This window comes from Cupriavidus sp. WS (genome assembly GCF_000395345.1).
In the GTDB taxonomy this organism is placed as follows: domain Bacteria; phylum Pseudomonadota; class Gammaproteobacteria; order Burkholderiales; family Burkholderiaceae; genus Cupriavidus; species Cupriavidus basilensis_B.
In genome coordinates this window covers 19,043-45,217 of the sequence record NZ_AQPL01000169.1, presented here as the reverse complement: position 1 = coordinate 45,217, position 26,175 = coordinate 19,043, and the positions used below count along the sequence as shown (strand labels likewise).

Sequence of the window (26,175 nt, the reverse complement as noted above, 5' to 3'; positions counted from 1 at the left end):
CCGTTGTCCCGGGCGGCATGCGACGCGCAATGCGCGCCGGCCGGGACGGAAGAATCGGGAAGCAAAGCAGGCCGATAAGCCGGATTCTGTGCGCGCCACCCGCCTTGCGGCCGGCGGCGCGTGACAATCATTCCTCTAGGCCGGCCGTTACCGGCCGGCTCCAGCTCCCTACCCGCAGGCTCAGCGGGCCGCCTCGATGCCTGCCTATTTGGGATTGCTCCAGGTGGAGGTTACCGCGTTTCACCCTTGCCGCCGGGCGAACCCGGCGGCAAGACTCGTCTCTGTGGCCCTATTCCGCACGTTGCCGTGGATGGCTGTTAGCCAACACCCTGCCCTGTGGAGTCCGGACTTTCCTCCCCTTGCACCTTGCGATGCAAGCAGCGATTGTCTGTCCTGCTTTGCGGCCCGCAGTCTAACACCGTTTGGCCCCGGCCCGGCCTGACGCGCGCGGCCCGGGCGCTAGGCCGCCGCGGCGCGCCGGCCCGGACGGAACACGGCCGCATCCGCGTAGAAGTCCGGATCGCGGTTGGCATCGCACCAGCCCGGGATGCCCAGCACGGGCAGCGGCGCGAAATCGCGGCTCGACAGCGCGCGGCGTTCGAGCGAGGCGGCCACGGCCGCATCGAGCGTGCCGGGCAGCTCGCCGCCCGCCGCGGGCGGCAAGGCCAGCGGCCACGCGTGCGCGGTCAGGGCCTTGTAGGGCCGCGCCAGCTTTTCCAGCAGCGCGTGGCCGAACGGCACCACGGCGCAGCCGGCTGCCTCCCAGTCGGCGCGCCGCGCCACGAACAGCGTGTGCCAGCCGAAACCGCGCAACGCGCTTTCCAGCCTGCCGTCCGTGCTCAGGAACAGGATGGCGTTCTCGTCGAACAAGGTGGCGGCGTCGCGCAGGGCGCCGCGGCGCGGCTGCACGCCGGCGGCGGCGATCGCCTCGGCCTGGAGCCGGTTCAGCGCGCGCTTGGCCTGGGGGAAATGCAGCCAGACCAGCGCGTTGAAGACGTCGTGCAGGTTGTCGCGCGTGGGCACCGCGCCGGTGGCGAAGATATGGGCCTCGTAGGCGGTGCCGGCAGGAAGCTCGGCCTGCGGCACGAAGCGCAGCGGCAAGCCGCGCGCGTTGCGCAGGCCTTGCCGCGCGCTGAGCTCGCAGAGCGCGGCGCGCAGGTCGGCGCCGGCTTGCAGCGCGCCGGCCAGCGCCGCGCCGACCCGTGCGAACGGTTTGTACCAAGGCCGCGTCCAGTCGATCTCCGCCACGGCGCCGGCCACGGGCGGCGTGCCGCCCCGCTGCTGCGTCACGGCCGCGAGGCTCAGCTGGCTTTCCAGCGCAGCGTCTCGCCGCCGCGCAGCGGCACCAGCGTGGTGTCGCCGTACGGCAGTTCGGCCGGCAGTTGCCACGCCTCGCGCGTCAGCGTCAGCGTGCCGCCGTTGCGCGGCAGGCCGTAGAAGGCCGGGCCGTTGAAGCTGGCGAACGCTTCGAGCTTGTCCAGCGCGCCGGCGGCCTCGAAGGCCTCGGCGTAGAGCTCCATCGCGTGCAGCGCGGTGTAGCAGCCGGCGCAGCCGCAGGCATGTTCCTTGAGGCCGCGCGCGTGCGGCGCGCTGTCGGTGCCGAGGAAGAAGCGCGGGCTGCCGGACACGGCGGCGGCCACCAGCGCGGCGCGGTGGATCTCGCGCTTGAGCACCGGCAGGCAGTAGTAGTGCGGGCGGATGCCGCCGGTGAAGAGCGCGTTGCGGTTGTACAGCAGGTGATGCGCGGTGATGGTGGCGCCGACCGGGCCTTCGGCGTCGCGCACGTATTCGGCGGCGTCCTTGGTGGTGATGTGCTCGAAGACCACCTTGAGGCCGGGGAAGTCGCGGCGCAGCGGCGTCATCACGCGGTCGATGAAGACGGCTTCGCGGTCGAAGATGTCGATGTCGGCATCGGTCACTTCGCCGTGCACCAGCAGCGGCAGGCCGGCGCGCTCCATCGCCTCCAGCGCGCTCGCGCAGCGGCGCAGGTCGCTCACGCCGGCGTCGCTGTTGGTGGTGGCGCCGGCCGGGTACAGCTTGACCCCGTGCACGAAGCCGCTGGCCTTGGCCGCGACGATTTCCGCGGCCGGGGTGTTGTCGGTCAGGTACAGCGTCATCAGCGGCTCGAACGCCATGCCGGCCGGCAGCGCGGCCAGGATGCGCTCGCGGTAGGCCGCCGCCTGCGCCACCGTGGTCACGGGCGGCTTCAGGTTCGGCATGATGATGGCGCGGGCGAACTGGCAGGCGGTGTCGGGCAGCACGGCGGCCAGCGCCGCGCCGTCGCGCAGGTGCAGGTGCCAGTCGTCCGGGCGGGTGATGGTGAGGGTCTGGGTCATGGCTTGGTGTGGCTCGGGTGGCCGGCCGCCGGTGGCGGCCAGCGCTTTCGCGGGGGATTACAGGATCAGGATGGCGCGGTAGTCGTTCACGTTGGTGCGCGTGGGGCCGGTGATCACGAGGTCGCCGGCGGCGTCGAAGAAGCCCCAGGCGTCGTGCGCGTCCAGCCGCGCGCGCGCCGGGGCGCCGGCGGCCTGCGCGCGCGCCGCCGTGGACGGGTCCAGCAGGGCGCCGGCGTTGTCCTCGGAGCCGTCGATGCCGTCGGTGTCGGCCGCGATGGCGTACACGCCGGCGGCGCCGTCGAGCTCCAGCGCCAGCGACAGCAGGAACTCGGCGCAGCGCCCGCCGCGCGGCTTCGTGCCGGCCGCGCCGCCGCCCGCGGGCAGCGTCACGGTGCATTCGCCGCCCGAGATCAGCGCCACCGGCGCGGCGAACGGCGCATTGTACGCGCGTATCTCGCGCACCAGCGCGGCGTACACGCGCGCCACTTCCTGCGCCTCGCCGGTCACGGTGTCGCCCAGCACCACCGGCTGGATGCCGCGAGCGCGGAAGACCTCGGCCGCCGCCGTCAGGCTGCCGTGCGCCGTGGCGATCACGCGGTTGTCGACGCGGGCGAACAGCGCGTCGCCCGGCTTGGGCGTTTCCGCCACTTCGCCGCGCGCGCCGCGCTCGAGGTAGGCGCGCACCGCCGGCGGCACCGTGGCGCCGTGGCGGCGCAGGATGTCCAGCGCGTCGCCGTAGGTGCTCGGGTCCGGCACCGTGGGGCCGGAGGCAATCGCGCTCGGGTCGTCGCCGGCCACGTCGGAGACGATCAGCGTCGTCACCGGCGCGCGGCTGGCCTGGGCGAGCCGCCCGCCCTGGATGCGCGACAGGTGCTTGCGCACGATGTTCATCTCGGTGATCGGCGCGCCGCAGCGCAGCAGTTCCTGCGTGGTGGCCTTCAGGTCGGCCATCGCGATGCCTTCGGCCGGCAGCGACAGCAGGCTCGAGCCGCCGCCCGAGACCAGCACGATCAGCCGGTCGTCGGGGCCGAGCGCGGCCACGCGGGCCAGGATCTCGGCCGCGGCGCGCTCGCCGGCTTCGTCGGGCACCGGATGGCCGGCCTCGATCACGCGCACGTGCGCGGTCGGCAGGCCGTGGGCATAGCGCGTGACCACCAGCCCTTCGATGACGTGGCCCGGGTCCAGGCGCGCATAGGCCTGCTCCACCGCCAGCGCCATCGAGGCGGCGGCCTTGCCCGCGCCCACCACCAGCGTGCGGCCGCCCGGCTGCGGCGGCGGCAGGTGGTCCGCCACGATGCGCAGCGGATCGGCCGCCGCTACCGCTGCCTGAAAGGTGTCGAGCAGCAGGGCCCGCGCGTCGGCCGCGCTCACAGCGCCTCCGCGATGGCCTGGCCCAGGTCCGCGGTGCCGGCCTTGCCGCCGATGTCGCGGGTCAGCGGCGCGTGTTCCGGGCCGGCCGCCAGCACCTGCTCGATGGCGCCGAGCACGGCCGCGCCGGCTTCCGCGTGGCCCAGGTGCTCCAGCATCATCGCGCCGCACCAGATCTGGCCGATCGGGTTGGCCACGCCGCGCCCGGCGATGTCGGGCGCCGAGCCGTGCACCGGCTCGAACAGGCTGGGGAAGGTGCGGTCCGGGTTGATGTTGCCCGACGGCGCGATGCCGATGGTGCCGGTGCAGGCCGGGCCCAGGTCGGAAAGGATGTCGCCGAACAGGTTGCTGGCCACCACCACGTCGAACCAGTCGGGATGCTGGACGAAGTGCGCGGTCAGGATGTCGATGTGGTACTTGTCGACCTTGACGCCGGGATAGCCGGCCGCCATCGCCTCCACGCGCTCGTCCCAGTACGGCATGGTGATGGAGATGCCGTTGGACTTGGTGGCCGAGGTCAGATGCTTGCCCGGGCGCTTGTTCGCCAGCTCGAAGGCGAACTTGAGGATGCGGTCCACGCCGGTGCGCGTCATCACCGTTTCCTGGATCACCACTTCGCGGTCGGTGCCGGGGAACATGCGTCCGCCGATGCTGGAATACTCGCCCTCGGTGTTCTCGCGCACCACGTAGAAATCGATGTCGCCGGGCTTGCGCGGGTTGCCGTCGCGGTCCACCAGCGGGCTGCGGATGCCGGGCATGAGCCGCACCGGGCGCAGGTTGACGTACTGGTCGAACGAGCGGCGGAACTGCAGCAGCGAGCCCCACAGCGAGACGTGGTCGGGCACGGAATCGGGCCAGCCCACCGCGCCGAAATAGATCGCGTCGTACTTGACCAGGGTGTCGAACCAGTCGTCCGGCAGCATCTTGCCGTGGCGGGCGTAGTAGTCGCAGCTGGAAAAGTCGAACTGGTCGAACTGCAGGTCGATGCCGAAACGCCGCGCGGCGGCGTCCATCACGCGCAGCCCCTCGGGCATCACTTCGGTGCCGATGCCGTCGCCAGGGATGACTGCGATCTTGTATTTGCTCATGTCTCGAAAAGCCCGCTGAAGGTGTACAGGACGAATGGTTGTCGGGAAGATCCGGCGGCGGCCGGGCGGCATGCCGACGGCGCGCGGGAAAACCGCGAGGCGCGACGCGCTTGGCAGAAAACCCGGGCTGGCCGGATAATGGAACATTCTATTGCAATCCGGCAGCCTGCTGCCGGTCCGGTGCCCCGCCATGTGCCAGCTGCTCGGCATGAACTGCGCCACGCCGACCGACGTGACGTTCTCCTTTACCGGCTTCGCCGCCCGCGGCGGCGTCACGGACCACCATGCCGACGGCTTCGGCGTGGCGTTCTTCGAGGACAAGGCCTGCCGCCTGTTCATCGACAACCAGTCCGCCGGCACCTCGCCGGTGGCCGACCTGATCAAGCGCTACCCGATCAAGTCCAAGAACGTCATCTCGCATATCCGCAAGGCGACCCAGGGCACCGTGCGGCTGGAGAACTGCCACCCGTTCATGCGCGAGCTGTGGGGCCGGCACTGGATCTTCGCCCACAACGGCGACCTGAAGAACTTCTCGCCGTTCCTGTCCGGCGTCTACCAGCCGGTGGGCGACACCGACAGCGAACTGGCCTTCTGCACGCTGATGCAGGGCCTGCGCAAGCGCTTCCCCGGCTCGCAGCCGCCGCTCAACGAGCTGTGCCACGCGCTGGCCGACATCACGCGCGAGATCACGCTGCACGGCGTGTTCAACTACCTGCTGTCCAACGGGCAGGCGCTGTTCGCGCACTGCTCCACGCGCCTGTACTACATCGTGCGCCAGTGGCCGTTTTCCACGGCGCACCTGATCGACGCCGACCTGTCGATCGACTTCGCCCAGGTCACCACGCCCGACGACCGCGTGGCGGTGATCGCCACCGCGCCGCTGACCGACAACGAGACCTGGACCGCGTTCGCGCCGGGCGAGCTGATGATGTTCGAGGAAGGCCGCTCGGTGATGACGCTGTCGGTGCCGATCCCGCCCGAGGTGCAGGCCAGGAACGCGGCGAACAGCGCCTGCACCTGAGGTGCCGGTTTGCTCCCCTCTCCCGCGCAGTGGGAAAGGGGTTGGGGGAGAGGGCGGGGGCTGGCGTGCTGAAAAAAAAACCGGCGGCTTCGTCCGCGGCCATCATGCCGGACAACACCGTTGGCCCCGCTTGATCTGGCTCCTGGTCAAACCGCCCCTCTCCCCGGCCCTCTCCCCGTGAGGGGAGAGGGAGGACACCTTGCTTGGGCCAGCTCTGGCGGTGTGGGCCCGTTCGCGGGCTTCGTCAATCGTCCGGGGGGAGACAACATGCGGCAACCGACCGTTTTTGCCGGCGGATAAGAAAAGGGACGCCTCGGCGTCCCTTTTCATGGCTTGCCGCCTCGGGCGGCCATCCAATCTCAATGATGCAGGATCTTCGACAGGAACTGCTTGGCGCGGTCCGAGCGCGCGTCGATGTTGCCGAAGAACTCTTCCTTGGGGCAGTCCTCGACGATCTTGCCCGCGTCCATGAAGATCACGCGGTTGGCGACCTTGCGCGCGAAGCCCATTTCGTGGGTCACGCACATCATGGTCATGCCTTCCTGCGCGAGCTGCACCATCACGTCCAGCACTTCGTTGACCATTTCCGGGTCCAGCGCCGAAGTGGGCTCGTCGAACAGCATGCAGATCGGGTCCATCGACAGCGCGCGGGCGATCGCCACGCGCTGCTGCTGGCCGCCCGACAACTGGCCCGGGAACTTGGCCGCCTGGCTCTTCAGGCCGACCCGCTCGAGGTACTTCAGGCCCTTGGCGGTGGCTTCCTCCTTCGAGCGGCCGAGCACCTTCACCTGGGCGATGGTCAGGTTCTCGGTGATCGACAGGTGCGGGAACAGCTCGAAGTTCTGGAACACCATGCCCACGCGCGAGCGCAGCTTGGGCAGGTTGGTCTTGGGCGAGCCGACCGAGGTGCCGTCGACCAGGATGTCGCCCTTCTGGAACGGTTCCAGCGCGTTGACGGTCTTGATCAGGGTCGACTTGCCGGAGCCCGACGGACCGCACACCACCACCACCTCGCCCTTGGCGACCTTGGTGGTGCAATCGGTCAGCACCTGGAAGGCGCCATACCACTTGGAGACGTTGTTGATTTCAATCATACGGCCACCTTTTTCTGGTAACGCTTGACCAGCAGAGATGCGGAAAAACAGATTATGAAGTACACCAGCCCGGCGAACAGCAGCATCTCCACGATGCGGCCGTCACGCTCGCCGATGCCGTAGGCCTGGCCGAAGAAGTCGGCCAGCGCGCTGACGTAGACCAGCGACGTATCCTGGAACAGGATGATGCCCTGGGTCAGCAGCAGCGGCACCATGTTGCGGAACGCCTGCGGCAGGATCACCAGCCGCATGGACTGGCCGTAGGTCATGCCCATCGCCTGCGCGGCGAACATCTGCCCGCGCGACACGCTCTGGATGCCGGCGCGGATGATCTCGGAGTAGTACGCCGCCTCGAACAGCGCGAACGCGATCAGCGCCGAGGTCATGCGCAGGTCCGACGCCTGCGACAGGTTGAACGTCTTCTGCAGCACCTGCGGGATGATCAGGAAGAACCACAGCAGCACCATCACCAGCGGGATGGAGCGGAAGATGGTCACGTAGCCCTGCGCGAACCAGTTCAGCGGCTTGACCGAGGACAGGCGCATCATCGCCAGGATGGTGCCCCAGACGATGCCCACCACCACCGCGGTGACGGTGATCTTGAGCGAGACCATCATGCCCTCGCCCAGCACTTCCAGCGTGGTCGCGTTGATCGAGCTGAAATCGAATGAATATGCCATGACGGGTCCTCTTACTTGCCACCGATGAAGCCGGGCACGCGGGTGCGCTGTTCCACCCAGCGCATGAGCAGCATCACGACGAGATTGATCAGCGCGTACATGATGGTCACGGCGATGAAGGACTCGTACGGGCGCGCCGTGTAGTCCACCAGTTGCCGGCCCTGCGCCGCCAGTTCCAGCAGGCCGATCGTGGACGCCACCGCGGAGTTCTTGAAGATGTTCAGGAACTCGGAGGTCAGCGGCGGCACGATGACGCGGAACGACATCGGCAGCAGCACGAAGCGGTAGGTCTGCGCCAGCGTGAAGCCCATCGCCAGGCCGGCGTTGCGCTGGCCGCGCGGCAGCGAGTTGATGCCCGAGCGCACCTGCTCGCAGACCCGGGCCGCGGTGAACGTGCCCAGGCAGAACATGGCTGCCAGGAACTGCTGCGCGAACGGGTTCATCTGCTTGAACATCTCGCCGCCGGGCAGCAGCTCGGGCATGACGAAGTACCAGATGAACAGCTGCACCAGCAGCGGAATATTGCGGAAGATCTCGACGTAGGTCGCGGCAAGGCCGGACAGCCACTTGTTGGGCACCGTGCGCAGCACGCCGAGCACCGAGCCGATGACCAGGGCGATGATCCATGACGAGAGCCCGAGCGCCAGCGTGACCTTGAGCCCGGAAATCATCCAGTCAAGGTAGGTCTCGTTCTGGGCGGCCTGCTCGAGGAATACACCCCAATGCCAGCTGTAATTCATGATGAGTCCTCAAAAAGAAACGGAAGGACATGCCTTCCGTTTCGCACAACCGGAATCCCAGGATCAGTCGAGCGCCTTGTCATTCGGCGTCTTGAACAACGCCTTCATGTCTTCGGACAGCGGGAAGTCCAGGTTCAGGCCCTTGGGCGGCACCGGCTGCTGGAACCACTTGGTGTACAGCGTGTTGATCGAGCCGTCCTTCATCATGCCGGTGATGACGGTGTCCGACAGCTTCTTGAACGGTGCGTCATCCTTGCGGATCATGCAGCCGTAGGACTCGCGCGATTGCGGCTTGGCCACCACGATCCAGTCGGCCGGGTTCTTGGCCTTGGCGCGCTCGCCGTACAGCAGCGCGTCGTCCATCATGAACGCGACCGCGCGGCCCGATTCCAGCGTCAGGAACGACTGGCCGTGGTCCTTGGTGCTGATGATGTTCATGCCCAGCTTCTGGTCATCGTTCATCTTGCGCAGCAGGCGCTCGGACGTGGTGCCGGCGGTGGTCACGACGTTCTTGCCCTTGAGGTCGGCCCAGTCCTTGATGCCGCCGTCCTTCTTCACCATGATGCGGGTGCCGATGATGAAGATGCTGGTGGTAAACGATGCCTGCTTCTGACGTTCGAGGTTGTTGGTGGTCGAGCCGCACTCGATGTCGATGGTGCCGTTCTGCAGCAGCGTGATGCGGTTCTGCGAGGTGATCGGGATTTCCTTGACCTGCAGGTTCGGCAGCTTCAGTTGGTCCTTGATGGCTTCCACGATCTTGACGTTGATGTCGTAGGAATAGCCGACCTGGCGCACGCCGCCCAGGTTGTAGTTGAACGGAATCGACGATTCGCGCACGCCAAGCGTAATCACACCGGTGTCTTTGATCTTCTGCAGCGTGCCCGTCAGTTGCTCGGCGGCTTGCGCGGTACCGCACAGCACGCCGGCTGCAATCATCAGGGAAGCCAACTTGGCAACATTCATAACATCTCCTTGACCATGAAGAGAAGAAAGGCGGGACTCTAACAAAAAACCACCCGCCGACGAAATAGTATTGCGCAGGCATGCACTCAAGACAACGGGTTTTTCCCCTAGCAAAGCCAATATGGGCATGGTTTGCGGGGAGATCGCACCCTGTTGCGGCCCGGATACGGACCCGTTGCCGGCCGGCCGTTTCCTCCCGGCAACACCGGGGAACGCCGGAAAGCGCCGCGGACCGGCTTCCGCGCGGCCGTCATCGGACGGTCACATGCCGCATGGCCGCCGCCGCTCCCGTCAGCGCGGCTGGCGACGCCATACGACAACGCGGCTGCCGGAACATCCGGCAGCCGCGTTACCGACACCCGACTGGATTGCTGCAATGCAGCATCACCCTCCGGCGACGCCGCGGCAGCAAGCCGCCCCGACCATCAGGGGTAGAGGCCGCGCATTTCGCGCGCCTGCAGGATCCGCGTGCAGGCCACGATGAACGCGGCCGTGCGCAAGGTAACCTTGTTTTCCTGAGCGATCTGCCAGATCGCACGGAAAGCCTCTTGCATGATTCGTACCAGGCGCTGGTTGATCTCCTCCTCGGTCCAGAAGAAGCTGGAGAAATCCTGCACCCATTCGAAGTACGAAACCGTGACGCCGCCGGCGTTGGCGATCACATCCGGTGCCACCAGGATGTTGCGCTCGCGCAGGATGTCGTCGGCTTCGGGCGTGGTCGGGCCGTTCGCACCTTCAATGACCATCCGTGCCTTGATTTGGGGCGCGTTCTGCGCGGTGATCTGGCCTTCCAGCGCGGCCGGGATCAGGATGTCGCAGTCGACCTGCCAGAACTGCCCGCTGGAGATGGTCTCGCCCTGGAAGCCGTCGATGGTGCCGCTGTGCGACGCATATTCCATCATGGCGGGCACGTCCAGGCCGGCCGGATTGTACAGCGAGGTGCGGTGGTCCTGCACCGCCACCACGCGGGCGCCGGCCTCGTGGAACAGCTTGGCCGCGACCGCGCCGACGTTGCCGAAGCCCTGCACCGCCACGCGGGCGCCGCGGATCTCCAGCCCCAGGTTGCGCGCCGCCTCGGAGCCGACCACGAACACGCCGCGGCCGGTGGCCTCGTGGCGGCCCAGCGAGCCGCCCAGCGAGATCGGCTTGCCCGTCACCACGCCGGTGGCGGTGCTGCCCGAGTTCATCGAATAGGTGTCCATCATCCACGCCATCACCTGCGCGTTGGTGTTGACGTCGGGCGCCGGGATGTCCTTGTTGGGCCCGATGATGATGTTGATCTCGCTGGTGTAGCGGCGCGTGATGCGCTCCAGCTCGCCGTGCGAGAGGGTGCGCGGATCGACGCGGATGCCGCCCTTGGCGCCGCCGTAGGGCACGTTGACCGCCGCGTTCTTGACCGACATCCAGGCCGACAGCGCCATCACCTCGGACAGCGTCACGTCCTGGTGGAAGCGCACGCCGCCCTTGCCCGGGCCGCGCGACAGGTTGTGCTGCACGCGGTAGCCCTCGAAGTGGGCGATGGTGCCGTTGTCCATCTCGATGGGCACGTCCACGATCAGCGCGCGCTTGGGGCGCTTGAGCGTCTCGACCCAGCGGGCCAGCGAGCCCAGGTAGGGCGTGACGCGGTCGACCTGCTGCAGGTAGGTGCCCCAGGGGCCGAGGGCCTCGGGGTTGAGGTAGGAAGGCAGCGTGTGGGATGAAGCGGCGGCGTTGGAGAGGACGGATGAGGGTACGGCGGAAGACATCGTTGGGTCTCGGTGTGAAGGTGCCGCCAGCTTAGAGGAGGCGGCCCCGCCGAAGCCAATGCCGTTTGGTCATCCCGCCGCGCATGTTATGCAAGCCGCGCATAACGTTGCCCGCGGCGCCGCGCGCCTACGCGAGGGCGCCTCCCGTGGCACCGGCGGGCGCGCCGGCCTGCCACGCGCCCGGCGCGGGCAGGCTGCGCGCGGCCACCGCGTTCCAGACGCGGTCCACCAGCCGGCGCTTGTTGCGCAGCTGCGCGCTGCGGCGCTCGCCAGCCTGCTCGCCCGGCTTCTCGCGGTACAGGCGGATCTCCATGTCGATCGACAGCGGCAGCCCGCGCGCCGGCTCCGCCCGCACCAGCCGGTGGTGGGCGATCTCGTCGCGCACCGCGCTCTCGGGCAGGAAGGCCATGCCGTGCCCGGCCAGCGCCATCACCTTGAGCGCCTCGGCCATGTCCGTCTCGTAGCATTTGTCGAGCTTGAGCTTGTCCGCGGTCTCGCCCAGCAGCATGTCCACCATGCGCCCGAGGAACGCGTTCGGCGTGTAGCTGAGGAACGGCACCGGCTTCTTGTCGGTGCCGGGCAGCCGGTACAGCGGCTTGCCGGCGGCGTCGGGCACGCTGTACGGCGACAGCCGCTCGATGCCCAGCACCAGCATGTCGTAGTGCGCCGGATCGAGCTGGATGGCCTGGCGCGCGTGATGGTAGACCATCACCAGGTCGCAGCCGCCGTCGACCAGCGCCAGCACCGCGTCGTGCACGTTGAGCGCGCGCAGCCGGCACGGCAGCGTGCCGATCTCGCGCTCCACCGCCTTGAGCCATTCCGGGAAGAAGGTCAGCGACAGCGTGTGCGGCACCGCGAATTCCAGCACGTGGCCGTTGGCCGAGCGCTGGCCGCGCATCAGCGCGCGCGTCTCGCTGACCTGCGCCAGCATCGCCAGCGCCTGCTCGTAGAACACCTTGCCGGCCGGCGTCAGGCTGGTTGGATAGCTGGAGCGGTCGATCAGCTCCGTGCCCACCCAGGACTCCAGCGACTGGATCCGGCGCGAGAACGCGGGCTGCGTCACGTGGCGCTGCTCGGCCGAGCGCGAGAAGCTGTGCGTCTCGGCCAGGCTGACGAAGTCTTCAAGCCATTTGATTTCCATGAGGCGGCATTATCCACCGGCTGCCCGCGTCCGGCGCGGCCGCGGGAATGCAATTCCACCTTCTTGCGTTTTAGTAGAATCAGATTACACTTCCAGGCAGATTTGCACGACAAGACGCACGTGTTTGCTAAAGGCCCGGCGCTATGATGGTCGCAGACCAACAAGGAGCCCGACATGGCCACCCAGCAAGCCGGCGCGGCCGATGCCGCCCACCGCCAGACCCCGCATCCCGGCCTGTTCGCTCCGCTGTCCGCGGGCATGTCCTCGGCGTTCGCGGCCAGCGCGCGCCTGGTGGCGCAGGGCATCGAGGACAGCCTGCCGGACGCCGCCGCGCTGCTGGCGCTGCTGCCCGAACCGCTGCGCGCCGGCTCGCCGCACGGCTATGTGCGCCACCTGGTGCACGCCGACCCGCTGGCGCGCTACGCGGCCATGCTGCTGGTGTGGCGGCCCGGCCAGCACAGCCCGGTGCACGGCCACCAGACCTGGTGCGCCTACCGCGTGCTGCAAGGCACGCTGCACGAGCGCCACTACCGCTGGGACGCGCAGGCGCGGCGCGCGCGGCTGTGCGGCGAAATGCCGCGCGCGGCGGGCGACACCTTCAGCGTGCCGGCCGGCCTGCGCCACATCCACGCGCTCGGCAACGACGGCACCGAGGTAGCCGTGTCGCTGCACATCTACGGGGTGGACCAGGAACACATCGGCAGCGGTGTGAACCTGCTGGTCGACGCGGCCTGATTCCGGGCCGGCGCGCGGCCGGGCACCTGTCACGCTGCATGCCAGGAAACACCGCCCGAACATGGACCGCTACGACCGCCAGATACTCGCCGCCCTGCAGGAAGACGCCACCGTGCCGGTGGCCGAACTCGGCGAGCGCGTCGGCCTGACCTCCACGCCGTGCTGGCGGCGCGTGCAGAAGCTGGAGGAAAGCGGCGTGATCCGCAAGCGCGTGGCGCTGCTCGACCCGGCCCTGCTCAACGTGGGCGTGACCGTGTTCGTCTCGGTCCGCACCAACCAGCACAGCGCCAGGTGGCTCAAGACCTTTCACGAGCTGGTCGCCTCGATCCCCGAAGTCACCGAGTTCTACCGCATGGCGGGAGACACCGACTACCTGCTGCGCGTGGTGGTGCCGGACATCGCCGCCTACGACCGCGTCTACAAGAAGCTGATCCAGGGCGCGGAGCTGGCCGACGTCAGCTCCAGCTTCGCGATGGAGCAGATCAAGTACACCACCGCGCTGCCGCTGGATTACGCCGACTAGATCTCCGCGCCATCCAGCGAAGCCGAAAGGATGCGCCAGCGCCGCGCGAGCTGGCCCAGGCAAGGCGTCCTCCCTCTCCCGCGAGCGGGAGAGGGAGCAAACCCCGGACGCCGCCTCGGCCACGTCAGGCGCCGCATCGCCCCATCGCCTCACCCGCGATTGGCCCACCCCGTCATCCGCCGCTCCACCACCGCGAAGAACTCGTACATCACCATCGCCATCACGGCGATCACCACCAGCCCGGCGAAGGCCAGCGGCATCTTCATGGCCGAGCCGGCCGACACCAGCAGGTAGCCGATGCCTTCGTTGGCGGCGTTCATCTCCGACACGGTGGTGCCGACGAAGGCCAGCGTGATGGCCACCTTGAGCGAGGCGAAGAAGAACGGCATCGAGCGCGGCAGGCCGATCTTGAGCAGCACGTCGGTGCGCTTTGCGCCAAGCACGCGCAGCACGTCCTCCAGCTCGGGCTCGAGCGTGGCCAGGCCGGTGGCGATGTTGACCATGATCGGGAAGAACGAGATCAGGAACGCGGTCAGGATGGCCGGGCCGGCGCCGAGGCCGAACCACACCACCAGGATCGGCACGAAGGCGGCCTTGGGCAGCGCGTTGAACGCCGTCATCAGCGGATAGCCCGCGGCGTAGGCCAGCTTCGACGAGCCCATCACCAGCCCCAGCGCCACGCCCACCACGATGGCCAGGGCGAAGCCGACCATCGTGGTCCAGAAGGTGCGCCAGGCATGCCCGGCGATCACGTCCCAGTATTCGAACAGCGCGGCGACGATCGCGCGCGGGCTGGGCAGGATGAAGTCCGACAGGTCGAACGCCAGGCACGCGCCCTGCCACAGCGCCAGGACCGCGGCCAGCAGCAGCCACGGCGCCACGCGCTGCACGCGGCGCTGCCGCGCGGCGCTCATCGGGGAAGAGAAGGTGCTCATGGTCAGTGCTGCCTCACGTGGCCGATCTTCTCGCGCAGCGCGTGGACCAGATCGGCGAAGGGTTCGGTATAGGTCAGGTCGAGGTCGCGCGGGCGCGGCAGGCCGATCTCCTTGCGCGTGAGGATGCGCCCGGGGCGCTGGCTCATCACGTACACGGTGTCGGCCAGGAACACCGCCTCGCGCAGGTCGTGCGTGACCAGGATCACGTTGAAGCGCCGCGCCTGCCACAGGTCGCGCAGCACGCACCACAGCTCCTCGCGCGTGAAGGCGTCGAGCGCGCCAAACGGCTCGTCGAGCAGCAGCATGCGCGGCTCGTGGATCAGCGCGCGGCAGATCGAGGCGCGCTGCTGCATGCCGCCGGAAAGCTGCCACGGATACTTGTCCTCGTAGCCGGCCAGCCCCACCGTGCGCAGCAGGTCGCGCGCGCGCGCCGTGTATTCCTCGCGCTTTTCGCGCAGCGTGGCGCGGTAGGGCTCGACGATCTCCAGCGGCAGCATCACGTTCTGCAGCGTGGTGCGCCACGGCAGCAGCGTCGGCGCCTGGAACGCCATGCCGACCATGTTGAGCGGCCCGCTCACCTTCCGGCCGGCGATCCTGACCACGCCGCGCGTGGCCGGCCGCAGGCCGGTGGCCAGCTTCATGAAGGTGGACTTGCCGCAGCCAGAAGGCCCGACGATGGCGATGAACTCGCCGGGCTCGACCTGCAGCGAGATGTCCTCGACGGCGAACTCGCCCTTGCGGGCCAGCTCGTCGTTATAGGCCAGCCACACGCGGTTGAACTCGACGAAGGGCCTGTCCGCCGGTTCCGCCGGTTCCGCGGGTTCGGCCGGCGCCAGCGCGCGCGGCGATGCGTGTCCGGCCGTCATCGCAGCACGTCCAGTTCGGCGGCCGAGGGCAGGTAGGCATCGGTCCACAGCGCGTCGGGATCGATGCGGCCTTTGGTGCCGAACGCGTCGGCCACCTGCGACGCCATCAGCGACAGGCGCGGCTTGCTGACGCGGCCGAAGCCCTCGGCGCGCGCGTCGGGCGACTTGACCACGCTGTCCAGCGCCAGCTTCAGGCGCCGGACCTCGAGCTTTTCGTCGATGATGCCGTCGCGCGCCTTGACCGCCTTGACGCCGTCCTCGGGCCGGGCGATCACGTCGCGCGCGGACCTGGCGAACGCGCGCAGGAAGGCCTTCACGGCTTCCGGGTTCTTCTTGATGAATTCCTCCGAGGCGATCACCGCGTTGCCGTACAGCTTCACGCCGTACTGCGGATACGGCAGCACCACGATGTCCTCGTCCTTCACGCCGCGCGCATTGAGGTTGAGGATGGAGGTGAACGAGAAGCCGGTGATGGCGTCGAGGTCGCCGCGCGCGAGCATGGTCTCGCGCAGGGCCGGATCCATCGCCTGCCAGTTGAAACTCGCCGCCTGCAGCCCGTTGGCCCTGGCGAAGATCGGGAAGGCGCGGCGCCCGGCGTCGAACACCGGCGCGCCGAGCTTCTTGCCGGCCAGGTCGCGCGGCGCCTTGATGCCGGACTTCTTCAGCGCCAGCACGGCCGCCGGCGTGTTGTTGTAGACCATCATCACGGCCACCGGCTTGTTGCGCGCGTCCGGGTTGTTGCCGTAGAACTCCATCACCGAGGCCAGGTCGGCGAAGCCCATGTCGTAGGTGCCGGAGGCTACGCGGTTGACCACGTTGCCCGAGCCGTTGCCGGCGTCGATCGACACGTCGAGCTTCTCGGCCTTGAAGTAGCCCTTCTGCTCGCCCAGCAGGAACAGCGCGGACGGCCCCTCGAAACGCCAGTCGAGCTGGAAGCGGACCTTGGTCTGGGCATGCGCGTGGCCGGCGAATTGCGTCGACAGCACCAGCGCGGTGCCGAGCGCCATGCCGAGCCGCAGCATGCGGCGGCCCAGCGTTGGCGCGGCGGACGCGGCCGGCGCGGCGGTGGCGGCGGCAATGACTTCGATCGGGTTGGCGGCACGGGATTGCGGCATGGACTCTCTCTCCTGTTGATCGTTTTCGTGGAGAGTCCGTCTGCAAGCGGCATGCCATGCGAAGGCGCACCAGGCCTGGGCGAGCCCGCATCGGTTTGTCGAACCGGACTTGCGCAAGCCGATGCGCCGGCGCCGTTTGCCGCGCCGGATTGTCGGCAATCCGCGCGCGCGGATTGCGCGAATTGCGCGAATTGCGCGCGCCGGGCGTGTCCGCCCCGCCGCCGCTTCAGGCAATCAGATGTTCAGGCGTCCTGCGTGGCGTCGCCGGCCTCGACGGCCAGCGTCGCGTCTTCCACCGGCGTGGCGTTCTGCGCGGCGCTGCGCGCCTGGATACGCCACATCTCGGCGTAGCGGCCATCCATGCGCATCAGCTCGGCATGGGTGCCGCGCTCGACCACGCGGCCGTGGTCCATCACCAGGATCTGGTCGGCGTGCACCACGGTCGAGAGCCGGTGCGCGATCAGCAGCGTGGTGCGGTTCTGCGCCAGGCGGATCAGCTCGGCCTGGATGGCCTGTTCGGTGCGCGAGTCGAGCGCCGAGGTGGCTTCGTCGAACACCAGGATGGGCGGGTTCTTGAGCAGCGTGCGCGCGATCGCCACGCGCTGCTTCTCGCCGCCCGAGAGCTTGAGGCCGCGCTCGCCCACGGGCGTGTCGTAGCCTTGCGGCAGCTCGCGGATGAAGGTGTCGATCTGCGCCGCGCGCGCGGCCGCGATGACTTCCTCGTGGCTGGCTTCGGGCCGGCCGTAGGCGATGTTGTAGTAGATGCTGTCGTTGAACAGCACGGTGTCCTGCGGCACGATGCCGATGGCGCGGCGCAGGCTGTCCTGCGTGACCGCGCGGATGTCCTGCCCGTCGATCTCGATGGCGCCGCTGCCCACGTCGTAGAAGCGGAACAGCAGCCGCGCCAGCGTGGACTTGCCCGAGCCGCTGTGCCCCACCACCGCGGTGGTGGTCCCCGCCGCGATGGTGAAGTCGACGTCGTCGAGGATGGTGCGGTTGCTCTCGTAGCCGAAGCCCACGTGGGCGAAGCGCACCGCCGCGCCCTGCACGCGCAGCGCCGGCGCGCCCGGCGCGTCGGCCACCTCGCGGTTGGTGCCCAGCAGCACGAACATGCGGTCCATGTCGGTGGTGGCCTGCTTGATCTCGCGGTAGATCACGCCGAGGAAGTTCAGCGGGATGTAGAGCTGGATCATCAGCGTATTGACCAGCACCAGGTCGCCCAGCGTGAGCTTGCCCGCGGCCACGCCCACGGTGGCGCGCCACAGGATCAGGATCAGCCCGGTGGCGATGATGGCCTGCTGGCCGAAGTTGAGGAAGGACAGCGAGTTCTGCGAGCGGATCGCCGCCGAGCGGTAGGTCAGCAGGTTCTCGTCGTAGCGGCGCGCCTCGTATTCCTCGTTGCCGAAGTACTTGACGGTCTCGAAGTTGAGCAGCGAGTCGATCGCCTTCTGGTTGGCGCGCGAATCCAGCTCGTTCATCCTGCGGCGGAAGTGCGTGCGCCACTCCGTCACCACGATGGTGAAGACGATGTAGCTCACCAGCGCGCAGCCGGTGATGGCGGCGAACCAGATGTCGTAGTGCAGGATGAAGAAGCCCATCACCAGCCCCATCTCGACCAGGGTCGGCAGGATGCTGTAGAGCGAATACGAGATCAGCGACTGGATGCCGCGCGTGCCGCGCTCGATGTCGCGGCTCATGCCGCCGGTCTGCCGCTCCAGGTGAAAGCGCAGCGACAGCGCGTGCAGGTGGCGGAACACCTGCAGCGCGATCTCGCGCACCGCGCTCTGCGTGACCTTGGCGAACAATATCTCGCGCAGCTCCGTGAACAGCGTACCGGACAGCCGCAGCACGCCATAGGCCACGATCAGCCCGACCGGCACCACCAGCAGCGCGGCGGCGCTGCCGGCGGGCACGTTCATGTTGTCCACCAGCTTCTTCATCAGCACCGGCACGCCGAGGTTGGCCACCTTGGCCGCCACCAGGCAGACCAGCGCCAGCATCACGCGCCATTTGTAGTGCCATACGTAGGGCAGCAGATTGCGCACGGTCTGCCAGTCGCTGCGTGGCACGCCGGACTTGGCGAACAGGGAGGAAGCGGGCCGGGCGGGGGACGGCTCGGCCGGCGGGGAATAGCGTCGCATACGTTAGAATTCGGGCGAATATGCGATTGTGGCAGAGATCGGCCCGGCTGGCCGGCGCCACCATCGCATCCGCCCGACCGCGGCCACGCCGCGATGCCGGCGCCGCACGGCGGCCAACGCACTCCGGCACGCATCGCCCGGCCCCGCGGCACGGCGCCGCCCCAACCCTGTCTCTTCTGCCCCAGCCATCATGACCCAAGCCATCGACCACCCCTGCCTGCCGCCCGGCAAATATCCCGCGCTGCGCGTCGTCCCCATGCCGGCCGACGCCAACGTGCACGGCGACGTGTTCGGCGGCTGGATCATGGCGCAGGTCGACCTGGCCGGCTCGATCCCCGCGGTCGAGCGCGCCCAGGGCCGCGTGGCCACGGTGGCGGTCAACTCGTTCCTGTTCAAGCATCCCGTCTTCGTCGGCGACCTGGTGAGCTTCTACGCCGACATCGAGAAGACCGGCCGCACCTCGATCACGGTGTCGGTGGAGGTCTACGCGCAACGCATGCGCCACAGCAACGAGATCGTCAAGGTCACGGAAGCCACGCTGACCTACGTGGCGACCGACGACAGCCGGCAGCCGCGCGTGCTGCCGGCGATCTGACCGCCCTCCCCGGCCGGACTGCCGCCCAGGCCGCCGCCTGAATCCTCGCGGGAATCCCCGCGGGCACGCCGCCAGCACCATCGACAGCGCCGCCGGCGCGCGGCCGGCCACCCGGCAGGTGCACGCTCTCCGGTTGAAAAGCGGAAATTTCCCTCCGTGAATTGGGCTGCTTCCGAGTCCCCGGCCTGTCTTTCGATCCTTAAATGCGAATGATTATCAACCGTGTTTCTGGAGCAAAGAATGAGCAGCTACATAAAATCCGTCGCGCTGCCGCCGCGCCGCCCCCTGGCTTGCACCGTGCTGGCGATGGCGGCCTGCGCCGCGCCGGTCCTGGCCGAGGACCGCGAACGGCGAGGCCGGCACGTCGAGCTGGAAACGGTCACGCTGCGCGAATCGCTCCTGCCGGGCGCCAAGGTGGACGCCTCGGGCTCGGCCAAGTACGCGATGCCGCTGCTGGACACGCCCCAGACCATCTCGGTGGTGCCGCGGCAGGTGATGGAGGAGCAGAACGCGCTGAGCCTGCGGCAGGTGCTGTCCAACGTTTCCGGCATCACCTTCAACGCCGGCGAGGGCGGCGGCGGCTCGGGCGACAGCATCAACATCCGCGGCTTCAGCGCCAACGCCAACATGCAGGTCGACGGCCTGCGCGACAGTGGCCAGAACAACCGCAGCGACCTGTTCAACCTGGAGGCGGTCGAGGTCATCAAGGGGCCGAACTCGGTGTTCGGCGGCGCCGGCACCACCGGCGGCAGCATCAACATGATCAGCAAGCAGCCCGGGGCGGACAGCTTCACGCACGCCGGCGCGGGCCTCGGCACCGACAATTTCCGCCGCCTGACGCTGGACACCAACCAGGTGCTGCCGTGGGGCGCGGCATCGACCGCGGTGCGCCTGAACCTGATGGCGCACGAGAACGACGTGCCGGGCCGCGGCCCGGTCGACCGGCGCCGCTGGGGCGTCGCGCCGTCGGTCGTGTTCGGCCTGCGATCGCCCACGCAGCTGACCCTGAGCTACTTCCACCAGCGCGACGACAACCTGCCCGACTACGGCGTGCCGGCGCTCAACGGCCACCCGCTGGCCGGCGCGGGCCGCCACGGCTACTTCGGCTGGCGCAACCTCGACAAGGAAGACATCACCACCGACGCGATCACCGCCCGGCTCGAACACGAGTTCAGCGACAGGCTCAAGCTGCAGAACCTGACGCGCTACTCGCGCCTGCACCGCGACACCGTCATCTCGGCCTCGCACGTCGACCAGACCGGGCTGCCGCCCGGGCGCTACAAGCCGGCCGGCCCGCAGGGCTACGGCCGCGATTCGACCACCGCCATGTGGATCAACCAGACCAACCTGACCGGCCGGTTCGATACCTTCGGGCTGGCGCACACGCTGGTCGGCGGCTTCGAGATCTCGCGCGAGACCTACGAGCGCGGCACCTATTCCTACAATCTCTCCGGCCACTACCCCGCCGGCGGCTACGACCTGCGCAACCCGCCCGGCTTCTGGAGCGGCCCGGCCAACCGGCAGGACAGCGGCTACAACCGGACCTGGCTCGACGTGAAGGCGCTCTACGCGCTCGACACCATCGCCCTGGGCAAGGCCTGGGACCTGAGCCTGGGCATGCGCTACGACTGGATGGACGGCAGTTCGCAAAGCACGCCGGCGGGCAAACCCACCGAGCGCGCGGACAGCGCCGACCGCCAGCTCAGCACGCGCGCGGGCGTGGTCTTCAAGCCCACGGACAACGGCCGCGTCTATGCCGCCTATGGCACCGCCTTCAATCCGTCCGCCGAGCATCTCGTCACCACCGGCTCGGGCGTGGACAAGAACACGGCCTCGCTCGCGCCGGAAAAGAACAGGACCTTCGAGGTCGGCACCAAATGGGGATTCCTGGCGCGGCGCCTGAGCATGAACGCGGCGCTGTTCCAGGTCGACAAGAACAATGCGCGCGAACGGCTGGCCGACGGCAGCTACGCGCTGGCGGGCAAGCAGCGCGTGCGCGGCGTGGAACTGGGCGCGGCCGGCAAGCTGACGCCGCAATGGGACCTGCTGGCCAGCTACACCTACCTGAACAGCGCGACGCGCCGGTCGCCTCTCGCGCCCGCGCGCGAAGGCAAGGCGCTGGCCAACACGCCGGCGCATTCGCTCAGCTTGTGGACCACCTACCAGCTTGCGGCCGGCTGGACCGTGGGCTACGGCGCGCGCTACGTCGGCAGGCGCAACGTGACCTCGGCCGGCGACGGCAAGCTCGGCAGCTATTTGGTGCACAACGCCATGCTCGGCTATGCGCCGAACAAGCGCCTCCGGTTCCAGCTGAACATCGACAACCTGTTCAACAAGGCCTACGTAGAGCGGGTGCGGCAGTCGCTGGGCAGCGCCTCGCGCTCGTCGGCGCTCGAATACGGCGACGGCCGCGCCGCCGTCCTGAGCGCGGTCTACTCGTTCTGACGCGTCAGTCGAAGCGCGAGAAATCCGGGCGGCGCTTCTCGAAGAACGCGGTGAAGGCCTCCTTCGCCTCCGGCGCCTGCAGCATGCGCCGGAACGTCTCGCCTTCCTCCTGCATCCGCGCCTGCACCGCGGCCATGTCGCCGCCCTTCATCAGGCGCTTGGTCGCGCGCAGCGACGAGGCCGGCAGCGCGGCCAGCTTGCGCGCCTGCTGCAGCGCGAACTCGTGCAGCTCGGCCACCGGCAGCACGCGCGTGACCAGCCCGATCTGCTGCGCTTCGTGCGCGCCGAAGGCTTCGCCCAGCAGCAGCTTTTCCGCGGCGCGCTGGTAGCCCAGCAGGCGCGGCAGCAACAGGCTCGAGGCCGCTTCCGGGCACAGCCCGAGCTGCGCGAACGGCAGCGACAGCCGCGCCGTCTCGGAGGCGTAGACCAGGTCGCAATGCAGCAGCATGGTGGTGCCCACGCCGACCGCCGGTCCGCTCACCGCGGCCACCAGCGGCTTGCCGGCCTGGCTGATCTGCTGCAGGAACTGGAACACCGGCGCCGGCGGCTCGCCCTCGCCGCCGGTGGGCGGGCGCTTCATGAAGTCGTCTAGATCGTTGCCGGCGGTGAAGACCTCGGGCTTGCCGCGCAGCAGCACCACGCGCACGGCCGGGTCGGTCTCGGCCGCGCGCAGCGCGTCGGCCATCGCCTGGTACATCGCCGCGGTGATGGCGTTCTTCTTGTCGAGCCGGTCGAACTCGATGGTCAGGATGCCCTGCCCGATGGTGGTGAGAATGCTCATGGAATGTCCGCTCCTTGCTGGCCAGCCCGGCCCGGTCGCGCAACGGGCCGGAAGAATGGCAGGACGGGCCACGGCGGCACGGCGCGAGTCCGTGTTCCGTGGCCCGTCTCGACTACGTCGCCTGCGGCGCGTTCAGACGCGCTCGAAAATCCCCGCCGCGCCCATGCCGGTGCCCACGCACATCGTCACCATGCCGTACTTCAGGTCGTGGCGGCGCAGCGCGTGCACCACGGTGGCCGAGCGGATCGCGCCGGTGGCGCCGAGCGGGTGGCCCAGCGCGATGGCGCCGCCCATGCGGTTGACCTTGTCCGGGTCCAGGCCGAGGTCGCGCGTCACCGCCAGCGCCTGCGCGGCGAAGGCTTCGTTGAGCTCGATCCAGTCGATCCGGTCCTGGGTCAGGCCCGCCGCCTTGAGCGCGGCCGGAATCGCTTCCTTGGGGCCGATGCCCATGATCTCGGGCGGCACGCCGCGCACCGCGAACGAGACGAAGCGCGCCAGCGGCACCAGGTTGAACTGCTTGAGGATCTTCTCCGAGACCAGGATCAGCGCGCCGGCGCCGTCCGAGGTCTGCGAGCTGTTGCCGGCGGTGACGCTGCCCTTGCTGGCGAACACCGGGCGCAGCCGGGCCAGGCCTTCGAGCGAGGTCTCCGGGCGCGGGCCTTCGTCGAGCGCGATGGTGCGCGTCTTGACGTCGACCTGCCCGGTGGCGAGGTCGGGGAATTTCTCCACGATCTCCACCGGCGTGATCTCGTCGGCGAACTCGCCGGCCTGCTGCGCGCGGATCGCCTTCTGGTGCGAGGCCAGCGAGAACGCATCCTGGTCCTCGCGGCTGACCTGCCACTGACTGGCCACCTTCTCGGCGGTCAGGCCCATGCCGTAGGCGATGCCGATGTTCTCGTCGCGCGCGAAGATCGACGGCGACATCGACGGCGAGTTGCCCATCATCGGCACCATGCTCATCGACTCCACGCCGGCGGCGATCATCACGTCGGACTCGCCCACGCGGATGCGGTCGGCCGCCATCGCCACCGCCGACAGGCCCGAGGCGCAGAAGCGGTTGACCGTGATGCCGCCCACGCTGACCGGCAGGCCCGACAGCAGCGCGCCGATGCGCGCCACGTTCAGGCCCTGCTGGGCCTCGGGAATCGCGCAGCCGACGATGGCGTCCTCGATCAGCGCGGGATCGAGCCCGGGCACCTGCGCCACGGCCGCGCGCAGGATGGTGGCCAGCAGGTCGTCCGGCCGGGTGTTCCTGAACGCGCCCTTGGGCGCCTTGCCGATCGGCGTGCGGGTCGCGGCAACGATGTATGCGTCTTGCAGTTGTTTCATGATGTCGGTTCCTCGCTTGCCTTAGTTGCGCACCGGCTTGCCGGTCTGCAGCATGCCCATGATGCGTTCCTGGGTCTTGCCCGTGCCGAGCAGATCGACAAAGGCGCGGCGCTCCAGCGCCAGCAGCCATTCCTCGCTGACCAGCGAGCCGGCCTCCACGTCGCCGCCGCACACCACCTCGGCGATGCGGCTGGCGATCAGGAAGTCGTGCGCGGAGATGAAGCCGCCGTCGCGCATGTTGGCCAGCTGCGCCTTGATGGTGGCGATGCCCGAGCGGCCCGCCACCGGCACCAGCGCCGGCAGCGGCGCGCGGTAGCCGGCGTCGGCCAGCGCGCGCACGGTGTTCTGCGCCACGTGCAGCAGCTCGTGCACGTTGAAGACGATGGCGTCCGACGGCTGCAGGTAGCCCATCGCGCGCGCCTCCAGCGCCGAGGCCGAGACCTTGGCCGTGGCCGCGCTCTGGAAGCGGCCGGTGACGAACTGCAGGTAGTTGGTGCTGCCGGCGGCCTGCGCCGCGCGCGCCGCGGCCAGCACCGCCTCCTTCAGCCCGCCGCCGGACGGCACCAGCCCGACGCCCACCTCCACCAGGCCGACGTAGGTCTCCAGCGCGGCCACGCGCGCCGCCGAATGCAGCATCAGCTCGCAGCCGCCGCCCAGCGCGATGCCGGACGCCGCCGCCACCACCGGCACGGCGCTGTACTTCACGCGCATCATGCCGTCCTGGAACGTCTTGACGAAGGGCTCGATCCCCTTGGCGCCGCCCATCATGAAGGCCGGCATCGCGGCTTCCAGGTTGGCGCCCGCGGAGAACGGGCCGCCCGGCGCGCCCAGTTGCAGCGAGGTCGGCTGCCACACCACCAGGCCCTTGTACCCGGCCTCGGCGAGGTCGACCGCGCGCGTGAGGCCGGCGATCACGTCCGGCCCGATGGTGTTCATCTTGCTCTTGAACGAGACCACCAGCACGTCGTCCTGGCCTTCGCTCACCCAGATGCGCACCGCGTCGTTCTCCTCCACGGTGCGGCCGGCCTTGCGCGGATCGGCCGCGGCCGTGCCCTTCAGGGCGGCGCGGAACACCTGGCGCTGATAGACAGGCAGCTCGGCTCGCTTGACGAAGGCGTTGGCCGCGGGCGACCACGAGCCCTGCGCGCCATGCACGCCCTGGGCCTCGGCCACGGGGCCGGAGAACACCCATGCCGGCAGCGCGACCTTCGCCAGCGCCTTGCCCGCATCCACGTCTTCCTTCACCCAGTCGGCCACCTGCTTCCATCCTGCCGACTGCCAGTCCTCGAACGGACCGGAATTCCAGCCGAAGCCCCAGCGGATCGCCAGGTCGATGTCGGCGGCCGAGCCAGCGATCTGCTCGAGATACACGGCGATGTAGTGGAACACGTCGCGGAACACCGCCCACAGGAACTGCGCCTGCGGGTTGGTTGACTCGCGCAGCAGCTTGATGCGCTCGGCCGGCTCCTTCTTCAGCATGCGCACCACGATCTCGTCGGCCTTCTTGCCGGCGTCGACGTACTGGCCGGTCTTCGGGTCCAGCACCTTGATGGCCTTGCCTTCCTTCTTGTAGAAGCCGGCGCCGGTCTTCTGCCCCAGCGCGCCCGCGTCCACCAGCCCCTTGAGCACGGCCGGCGTCTTGTAGACCGGCGCGAACGGGTCGTCCTGCAGCGTGTCCTGCATGGTCTTGATGACGTGGGCCATCGTGTCCAGGCCCACCACGTCGGCGGTGCGGAAGGTGGCGGACTTGGCGCGGCCCAGCTTGGCGCCGGTCAGGTCGTCCACCACGTCGAACGGGATGCCGTACTTCTCGGCCTCGGCGAACACCGCCAGGATCGAGAAGATGCCGACGCGGTTGGCGATGAAATTGGGCGTGTCCCTGGCGCGCACCACGCCCTTGCCGAGCGTGGAAGTGAGGAACGTTTCCAGGCGGTCCAGGATGGCCGGCTGCGTGGCGGCGGTCGGGATCAGCTCGACCAGATGCATGTAGCGCGGCGGGTTGAAGAAGTGCACGCCGCAGAAGCGCGACTTGAGGTCCGCGTCGAAGCCGTCCGACAGCGCGGTGATCGACAGGCCCGAGGTATTGGTGGCGAAGATCGCGTGCGGCGCGAGATGCGGCGCGACCTTCTTGTACAGGTCGTGCTTCCAGTCCATGCGCTCGGCGATCGCCTCGATCACGAGGTCGCATTCCTTGAGCAGGCCGATGTCGTCCTCGTAGTTGGCGACCCGGATCAGCGCGGCGTCTTCCTTGATGCCGAGCGGTGCCGGCGACAGCTTCCTGAGGTTCTCGACGGCCTTGAGCGAAATGCCGTTCTTCGGGCCTTCCTTCGCAGGCAGGTCGAACAGCACCACCGGCACGCGGGCGTTGACGAGATGCGCCGCGATCTGCGCCCCCATGACGCCGGCACCCAGCACGGCGACCTTCTTGACGATGAAATTGGACATGCGCGCTCCTAGGAGAAGTGAGCGTTGAGAAGAGAAGGGGTTGCCCGCGTGCGTCCGGTCATGCTGGCGGCTGGCTCCCCTCTCCCGCT

Annotated in this window: 22 protein-coding genes and 1 other RNA gene; 5 read left to right on the top strand and 18 right to left on the bottom strand. The window is 68.8% G+C overall.

The features are described 5' to 3' along the window. Positions 1–59: 59 nt before the first annotated feature. The 5 genes from rnpB to K206_RS0114800 form a co-directional block, all read right to left on the bottom strand. Positions 60–400, bottom strand: an RNA gene (rnpB, locus tag K206_RS40870) — RNase P RNA component class A. 59 nt (positions 401–459) lie between these two features. After that, on the bottom strand, positions 460–1,290 hold the full coding sequence (locus K206_RS0114815; RefSeq protein WP_020203185.1) for a DUF3025 domain-containing protein: 831 nt from the start codon (positions 1,288–1,290) through the stop codon (positions 460–462). 11 nt (positions 1,291–1,301) lie between these two features. Further along, positions 1,302–2,336: a dihydroorotase gene (pyrC, locus tag K206_RS0114810; protein ID WP_020203184.1), complete on the bottom strand. Its 1,035-nt coding sequence runs from the start codon at positions 2,334–2,336 to the stop codon at positions 1,302–1,304. Positions 2,337–2,393: 57 nt separating this feature from the next. Then, the gene (locus tag K206_RS0114805; RefSeq protein WP_020203183.1) at positions 2,394–3,707 is read right to left on the bottom strand and encodes a glycerate kinase; all 1,314 of its coding nucleotides are present in this window, start codon (positions 3,705–3,707) and stop codon (positions 2,394–2,396) included. Then, a complete protein-coding gene (locus tag K206_RS0114800) occupies positions 3,704–4,792 on the bottom strand; it encodes a tartrate dehydrogenase (protein ID WP_020203182.1) in 1,089 nt (362 codons plus the stop codon). Before K206_RS0114800 ends, K206_RS0114805 begins: the two co-directional genes overlap by 4 nt. 190 nt (positions 4,793–4,982) lie before the next feature. Here K206_RS0114800 and K206_RS0114795 point away from each other — a divergent pair, with 190 nt between their 5' ends. Then, on the top strand, positions 4,983–5,813 hold the full coding sequence (locus K206_RS0114795; protein WP_029043646.1) for a class II glutamine amidotransferase: 831 nt from the start codon (positions 4,983–4,985) through the stop codon (positions 5,811–5,813). Between the two features lie 359 nt (positions 5,814–6,172). Here the strand turns inward: K206_RS0114795 and K206_RS0114790 are convergent, their stop codons facing one another. The 6 genes from K206_RS0114790 to K206_RS38295 form a co-directional block, all read right to left on the bottom strand. Next, positions 6,173–6,907 (bottom strand): amino acid ABC transporter ATP-binding protein, encoded by a 735-nt coding sequence (locus K206_RS0114790; RefSeq protein WP_020203180.1) that lies wholly within the window; start codon positions 6,905–6,907, stop codon positions 6,173–6,175. Then, complete coding sequence (gene gltK / locus K206_RS0114785; protein WP_020203179.1) at positions 6,904–7,587, bottom strand: glutamate/aspartate ABC transporter permease GltK; 684 nt, start codon at positions 7,585–7,587, stop codon at positions 6,904–6,906. Before gltK ends, K206_RS0114790 begins: the two co-directional genes overlap by 4 nt. 11 nt (positions 7,588–7,598) lie before the next feature. Continuing rightward, positions 7,599–8,327 carry an amino acid ABC transporter permease gene (locus tag K206_RS0114780; RefSeq protein ID WP_020203178.1) on the bottom strand — a complete coding sequence of 243 codons (729 nt, stop codon included), beginning with the start codon at positions 8,325–8,327 and terminating at the stop codon, positions 7,599–7,601. A 63-nt stretch (positions 8,328–8,390) separates the two neighbouring features. Beyond that, entirely contained in the window at positions 8,391–9,290 is a 900-nt protein-coding gene (locus K206_RS0114775) for a glutamate/aspartate ABC transporter substrate-binding protein (RefSeq protein ID WP_029043645.1), read from the bottom strand. Between the two features lie 425 nt (positions 9,291–9,715). Then, on the bottom strand, positions 9,716–11,035 hold the full coding sequence (locus tag K206_RS0114770) for a Glu/Leu/Phe/Val dehydrogenase (RefSeq protein WP_020203176.1): 1,320 nt from the start codon (positions 11,033–11,035) through the stop codon (positions 9,716–9,718). 127 nt (positions 11,036–11,162) lie between these two features. Beyond that, on the bottom strand, positions 11,163–12,176 hold the full coding sequence (locus tag K206_RS38295) for a LysR family transcriptional regulator (protein ID WP_020203175.1): 1,014 nt from the start codon (positions 12,174–12,176) through the stop codon (positions 11,163–11,165). Between the two features lie 174 nt (positions 12,177–12,350). Between K206_RS38295 and K206_RS0114760 the strand changes: the two genes are divergently transcribed. Further along, complete coding sequence (locus K206_RS0114760; protein WP_020203174.1) at positions 12,351–12,911, top strand: cysteine dioxygenase family protein; 561 nt, start codon at positions 12,351–12,353, stop codon at positions 12,909–12,911. A gap of 61 nt (positions 12,912–12,972) precedes the next feature. Then, positions 12,973–13,434 carry an Lrp/AsnC family transcriptional regulator gene (locus K206_RS0114755; protein WP_020203173.1) on the top strand — a complete coding sequence of 154 codons (462 nt, stop codon included), beginning with the start codon at positions 12,973–12,975 and terminating at the stop codon, positions 13,432–13,434. A gap of 149 nt (positions 13,435–13,583) precedes the next feature. Here K206_RS0114755 and K206_RS0114750 read toward each other — a convergent pair whose 3' ends face one another. The 4 genes from K206_RS0114750 to K206_RS0114735 form a co-directional block, all read right to left on the bottom strand. Further along, positions 13,584–14,369: an ABC transporter permease gene (locus tag K206_RS0114750; protein WP_081651405.1), complete on the bottom strand. Its 786-nt coding sequence runs from the start codon at positions 14,367–14,369 to the stop codon at positions 13,584–13,586. 2 nt (positions 14,370–14,371) lie between these two features. Further along, complete coding sequence (locus K206_RS0114745) at positions 14,372–15,235, bottom strand: ABC transporter ATP-binding protein (RefSeq protein WP_020203171.1); 864 nt, start codon at positions 15,233–15,235, stop codon at positions 14,372–14,374. Continuing rightward, a complete protein-coding gene (locus K206_RS0114740) occupies positions 15,232–16,257 on the bottom strand; it encodes an ABC transporter substrate-binding protein (RefSeq protein WP_043366622.1) in 1,026 nt (341 codons plus the stop codon). Before K206_RS0114740 ends, K206_RS0114745 begins: the two co-directional genes overlap by 4 nt. A 335-nt stretch (positions 16,258–16,592) precedes the next feature. Further along, the gene (locus K206_RS0114735) at positions 16,593–18,491 is read right to left on the bottom strand and encodes an ABC transporter ATP-binding protein/permease (protein WP_020203169.1); all 1,899 of its coding nucleotides are present in this window, start codon (positions 18,489–18,491) and stop codon (positions 16,593–16,595) included. A gap of 190 nt (positions 18,492–18,681) precedes the next feature. Here K206_RS0114735 and K206_RS0114730 point away from each other — a divergent pair, with 190 nt between their 5' ends. Together K206_RS0114730 and K206_RS0114725 are read left to right on the top strand one after the other, a co-directional pair. Continuing rightward, positions 18,682–19,086 (top strand): acyl-CoA thioesterase, encoded by a 405-nt coding sequence (locus K206_RS0114730; RefSeq protein WP_020203168.1) that lies wholly within the window; start codon positions 18,682–18,684, stop codon positions 19,084–19,086. A 240-nt stretch (positions 19,087–19,326) separates the two neighbouring features. After that, positions 19,327–21,531 (top strand): TonB-dependent siderophore receptor, encoded by a 2,205-nt coding sequence (locus K206_RS0114725; protein WP_020203167.1) that lies wholly within the window; start codon positions 19,327–19,329, stop codon positions 21,529–21,531. 4 nt (positions 21,532–21,535) lie between these two features. On the opposite strand, the gene K206_RS0114720 is transcribed toward K206_RS0114725, so the two are convergent. The 3 genes from K206_RS0114720 to K206_RS0114710 all read right to left on the bottom strand — a co-directional run bounded on the left by K206_RS0114720 (position 21,536) and on the right by K206_RS0114710 (position 26,086). Next, the gene (locus tag K206_RS0114720) at positions 21,536–22,312 is read right to left on the bottom strand and encodes an enoyl-CoA hydratase (RefSeq protein ID WP_020203166.1); all 777 of its coding nucleotides are present in this window, start codon (positions 22,310–22,312) and stop codon (positions 21,536–21,538) included. Positions 22,313–22,444: 132 nt separating this feature from the next. Then, positions 22,445–23,644: an acetyl-CoA C-acyltransferase gene (locus tag K206_RS0114715; RefSeq protein ID WP_029043644.1), complete on the bottom strand. Its 1,200-nt coding sequence runs from the start codon at positions 23,642–23,644 to the stop codon at positions 22,445–22,447. A gap of 18 nt (positions 23,645–23,662) precedes the next feature. Continuing rightward, the gene (locus K206_RS0114710) at positions 23,663–26,086 is read right to left on the bottom strand and encodes a 3-hydroxyacyl-CoA dehydrogenase/enoyl-CoA hydratase family protein (RefSeq protein ID WP_020203164.1); all 2,424 of its coding nucleotides are present in this window, start codon (positions 26,084–26,086) and stop codon (positions 23,663–23,665) included. Between the last annotated feature and the right edge of the window lie 89 nt (positions 26,087–26,175).

What these genes read in the sequence shown, in the direction of transcription:
- K206_RS0114735 (WP_020203169.1), bottom strand. Translation starts at nt 18,491, where the DNA reads ATGCGACGCTATTCCCCGCCGGCCGAGCCGTCCCCCGCCCGGCCCGCT.
- K206_RS0114780 (WP_020203178.1), bottom strand. Translation starts at nt 8,327, where the DNA reads ATGAATTACAGCTGGCATTGGGGTGTATTCCTCGAGCAGGCCGCCCAG.
- K206_RS0114770 (WP_020203176.1), bottom strand. Translation starts at nt 11,035, where the DNA reads ATGTCTTCCGCCGTACCCTCATCCGTCCTCTCCAACGCCGCCGCTTCA.
- K206_RS0114750 (WP_081651405.1), bottom strand. Translation starts at nt 14,369, where the DNA reads ATGAGCACCTTCTCTTCCCCGATGAGCGCCGCGCGGCAGCGCCGCGTG.
- K206_RS0114775 (WP_029043645.1), bottom strand. Translation starts at nt 9,290, where the DNA reads ATGAATGTTGCCAAGTTGGCTTCCCTGATGATTGCAGCCGGCGTGCTG.
- K206_RS0114710 (WP_020203164.1), bottom strand. Translation starts at nt 26,086, where the DNA reads ATGTCCAATTTCATCGTCAAGAAGGTCGCCGTGCTGGGTGCCGGCGTC.
- K206_RS0114730 (WP_020203168.1), top strand. Translation starts at nt 18,682, where the DNA reads ATGACCCAAGCCATCGACCACCCCTGCCTGCCGCCCGGCAAATATCCC.
- pyrC (WP_020203184.1), bottom strand. Translation starts at nt 2,336, where the DNA reads ATGACCCAGACCCTCACCATCACCCGCCCGGACGACTGGCACCTGCAC.
- K206_RS0114720 (WP_020203166.1), bottom strand. Translation starts at nt 22,312, where the DNA reads ATGAGCATTCTCACCACCATCGGGCAGGGCATCCTGACCATCGAGTTC.
- K206_RS0114725 (WP_020203167.1), top strand. Translation starts at nt 19,327, where the DNA reads ATGAGCAGCTACATAAAATCCGTCGCGCTGCCGCCGCGCCGCCCCCTG.
- K206_RS0114745 (WP_020203171.1), bottom strand. Translation starts at nt 15,235, where the DNA reads ATGACGGCCGGACACGCATCGCCGCGCGCGCTGGCGCCGGCCGAACCC.
- K206_RS0114795 (WP_029043646.1), top strand. Translation starts at nt 4,983, where the DNA reads ATGTGCCAGCTGCTCGGCATGAACTGCGCCACGCCGACCGACGTGACG.
- gltK (WP_020203179.1), bottom strand. Translation starts at nt 7,587, where the DNA reads ATGGCATATTCATTCGATTTCAGCTCGATCAACGCGACCACGCTGGAA.
- K206_RS0114740 (WP_043366622.1), bottom strand. Translation starts at nt 16,257, where the DNA reads ATGCTGCGGCTCGGCATGGCGCTCGGCACCGCGCTGGTGCTGTCGACG.
- K206_RS38295 (WP_020203175.1), bottom strand. Translation starts at nt 12,176, where the DNA reads ATGGAAATCAAATGGCTTGAAGACTTCGTCAGCCTGGCCGAGACGCAC.
- K206_RS0114760 (WP_020203174.1), top strand. Translation starts at nt 12,351, where the DNA reads ATGGCCACCCAGCAAGCCGGCGCGGCCGATGCCGCCCACCGCCAGACC.
- K206_RS0114790 (WP_020203180.1), bottom strand. Translation starts at nt 6,907, where the DNA reads ATGATTGAAATCAACAACGTCTCCAAGTGGTATGGCGCCTTCCAGGTG.
- K206_RS0114755 (WP_020203173.1), top strand. Translation starts at nt 12,973, where the DNA reads ATGGACCGCTACGACCGCCAGATACTCGCCGCCCTGCAGGAAGACGCC.
- K206_RS0114800 (WP_020203182.1), bottom strand. Translation starts at nt 4,792, where the DNA reads ATGAGCAAATACAAGATCGCAGTCATCCCTGGCGACGGCATCGGCACC.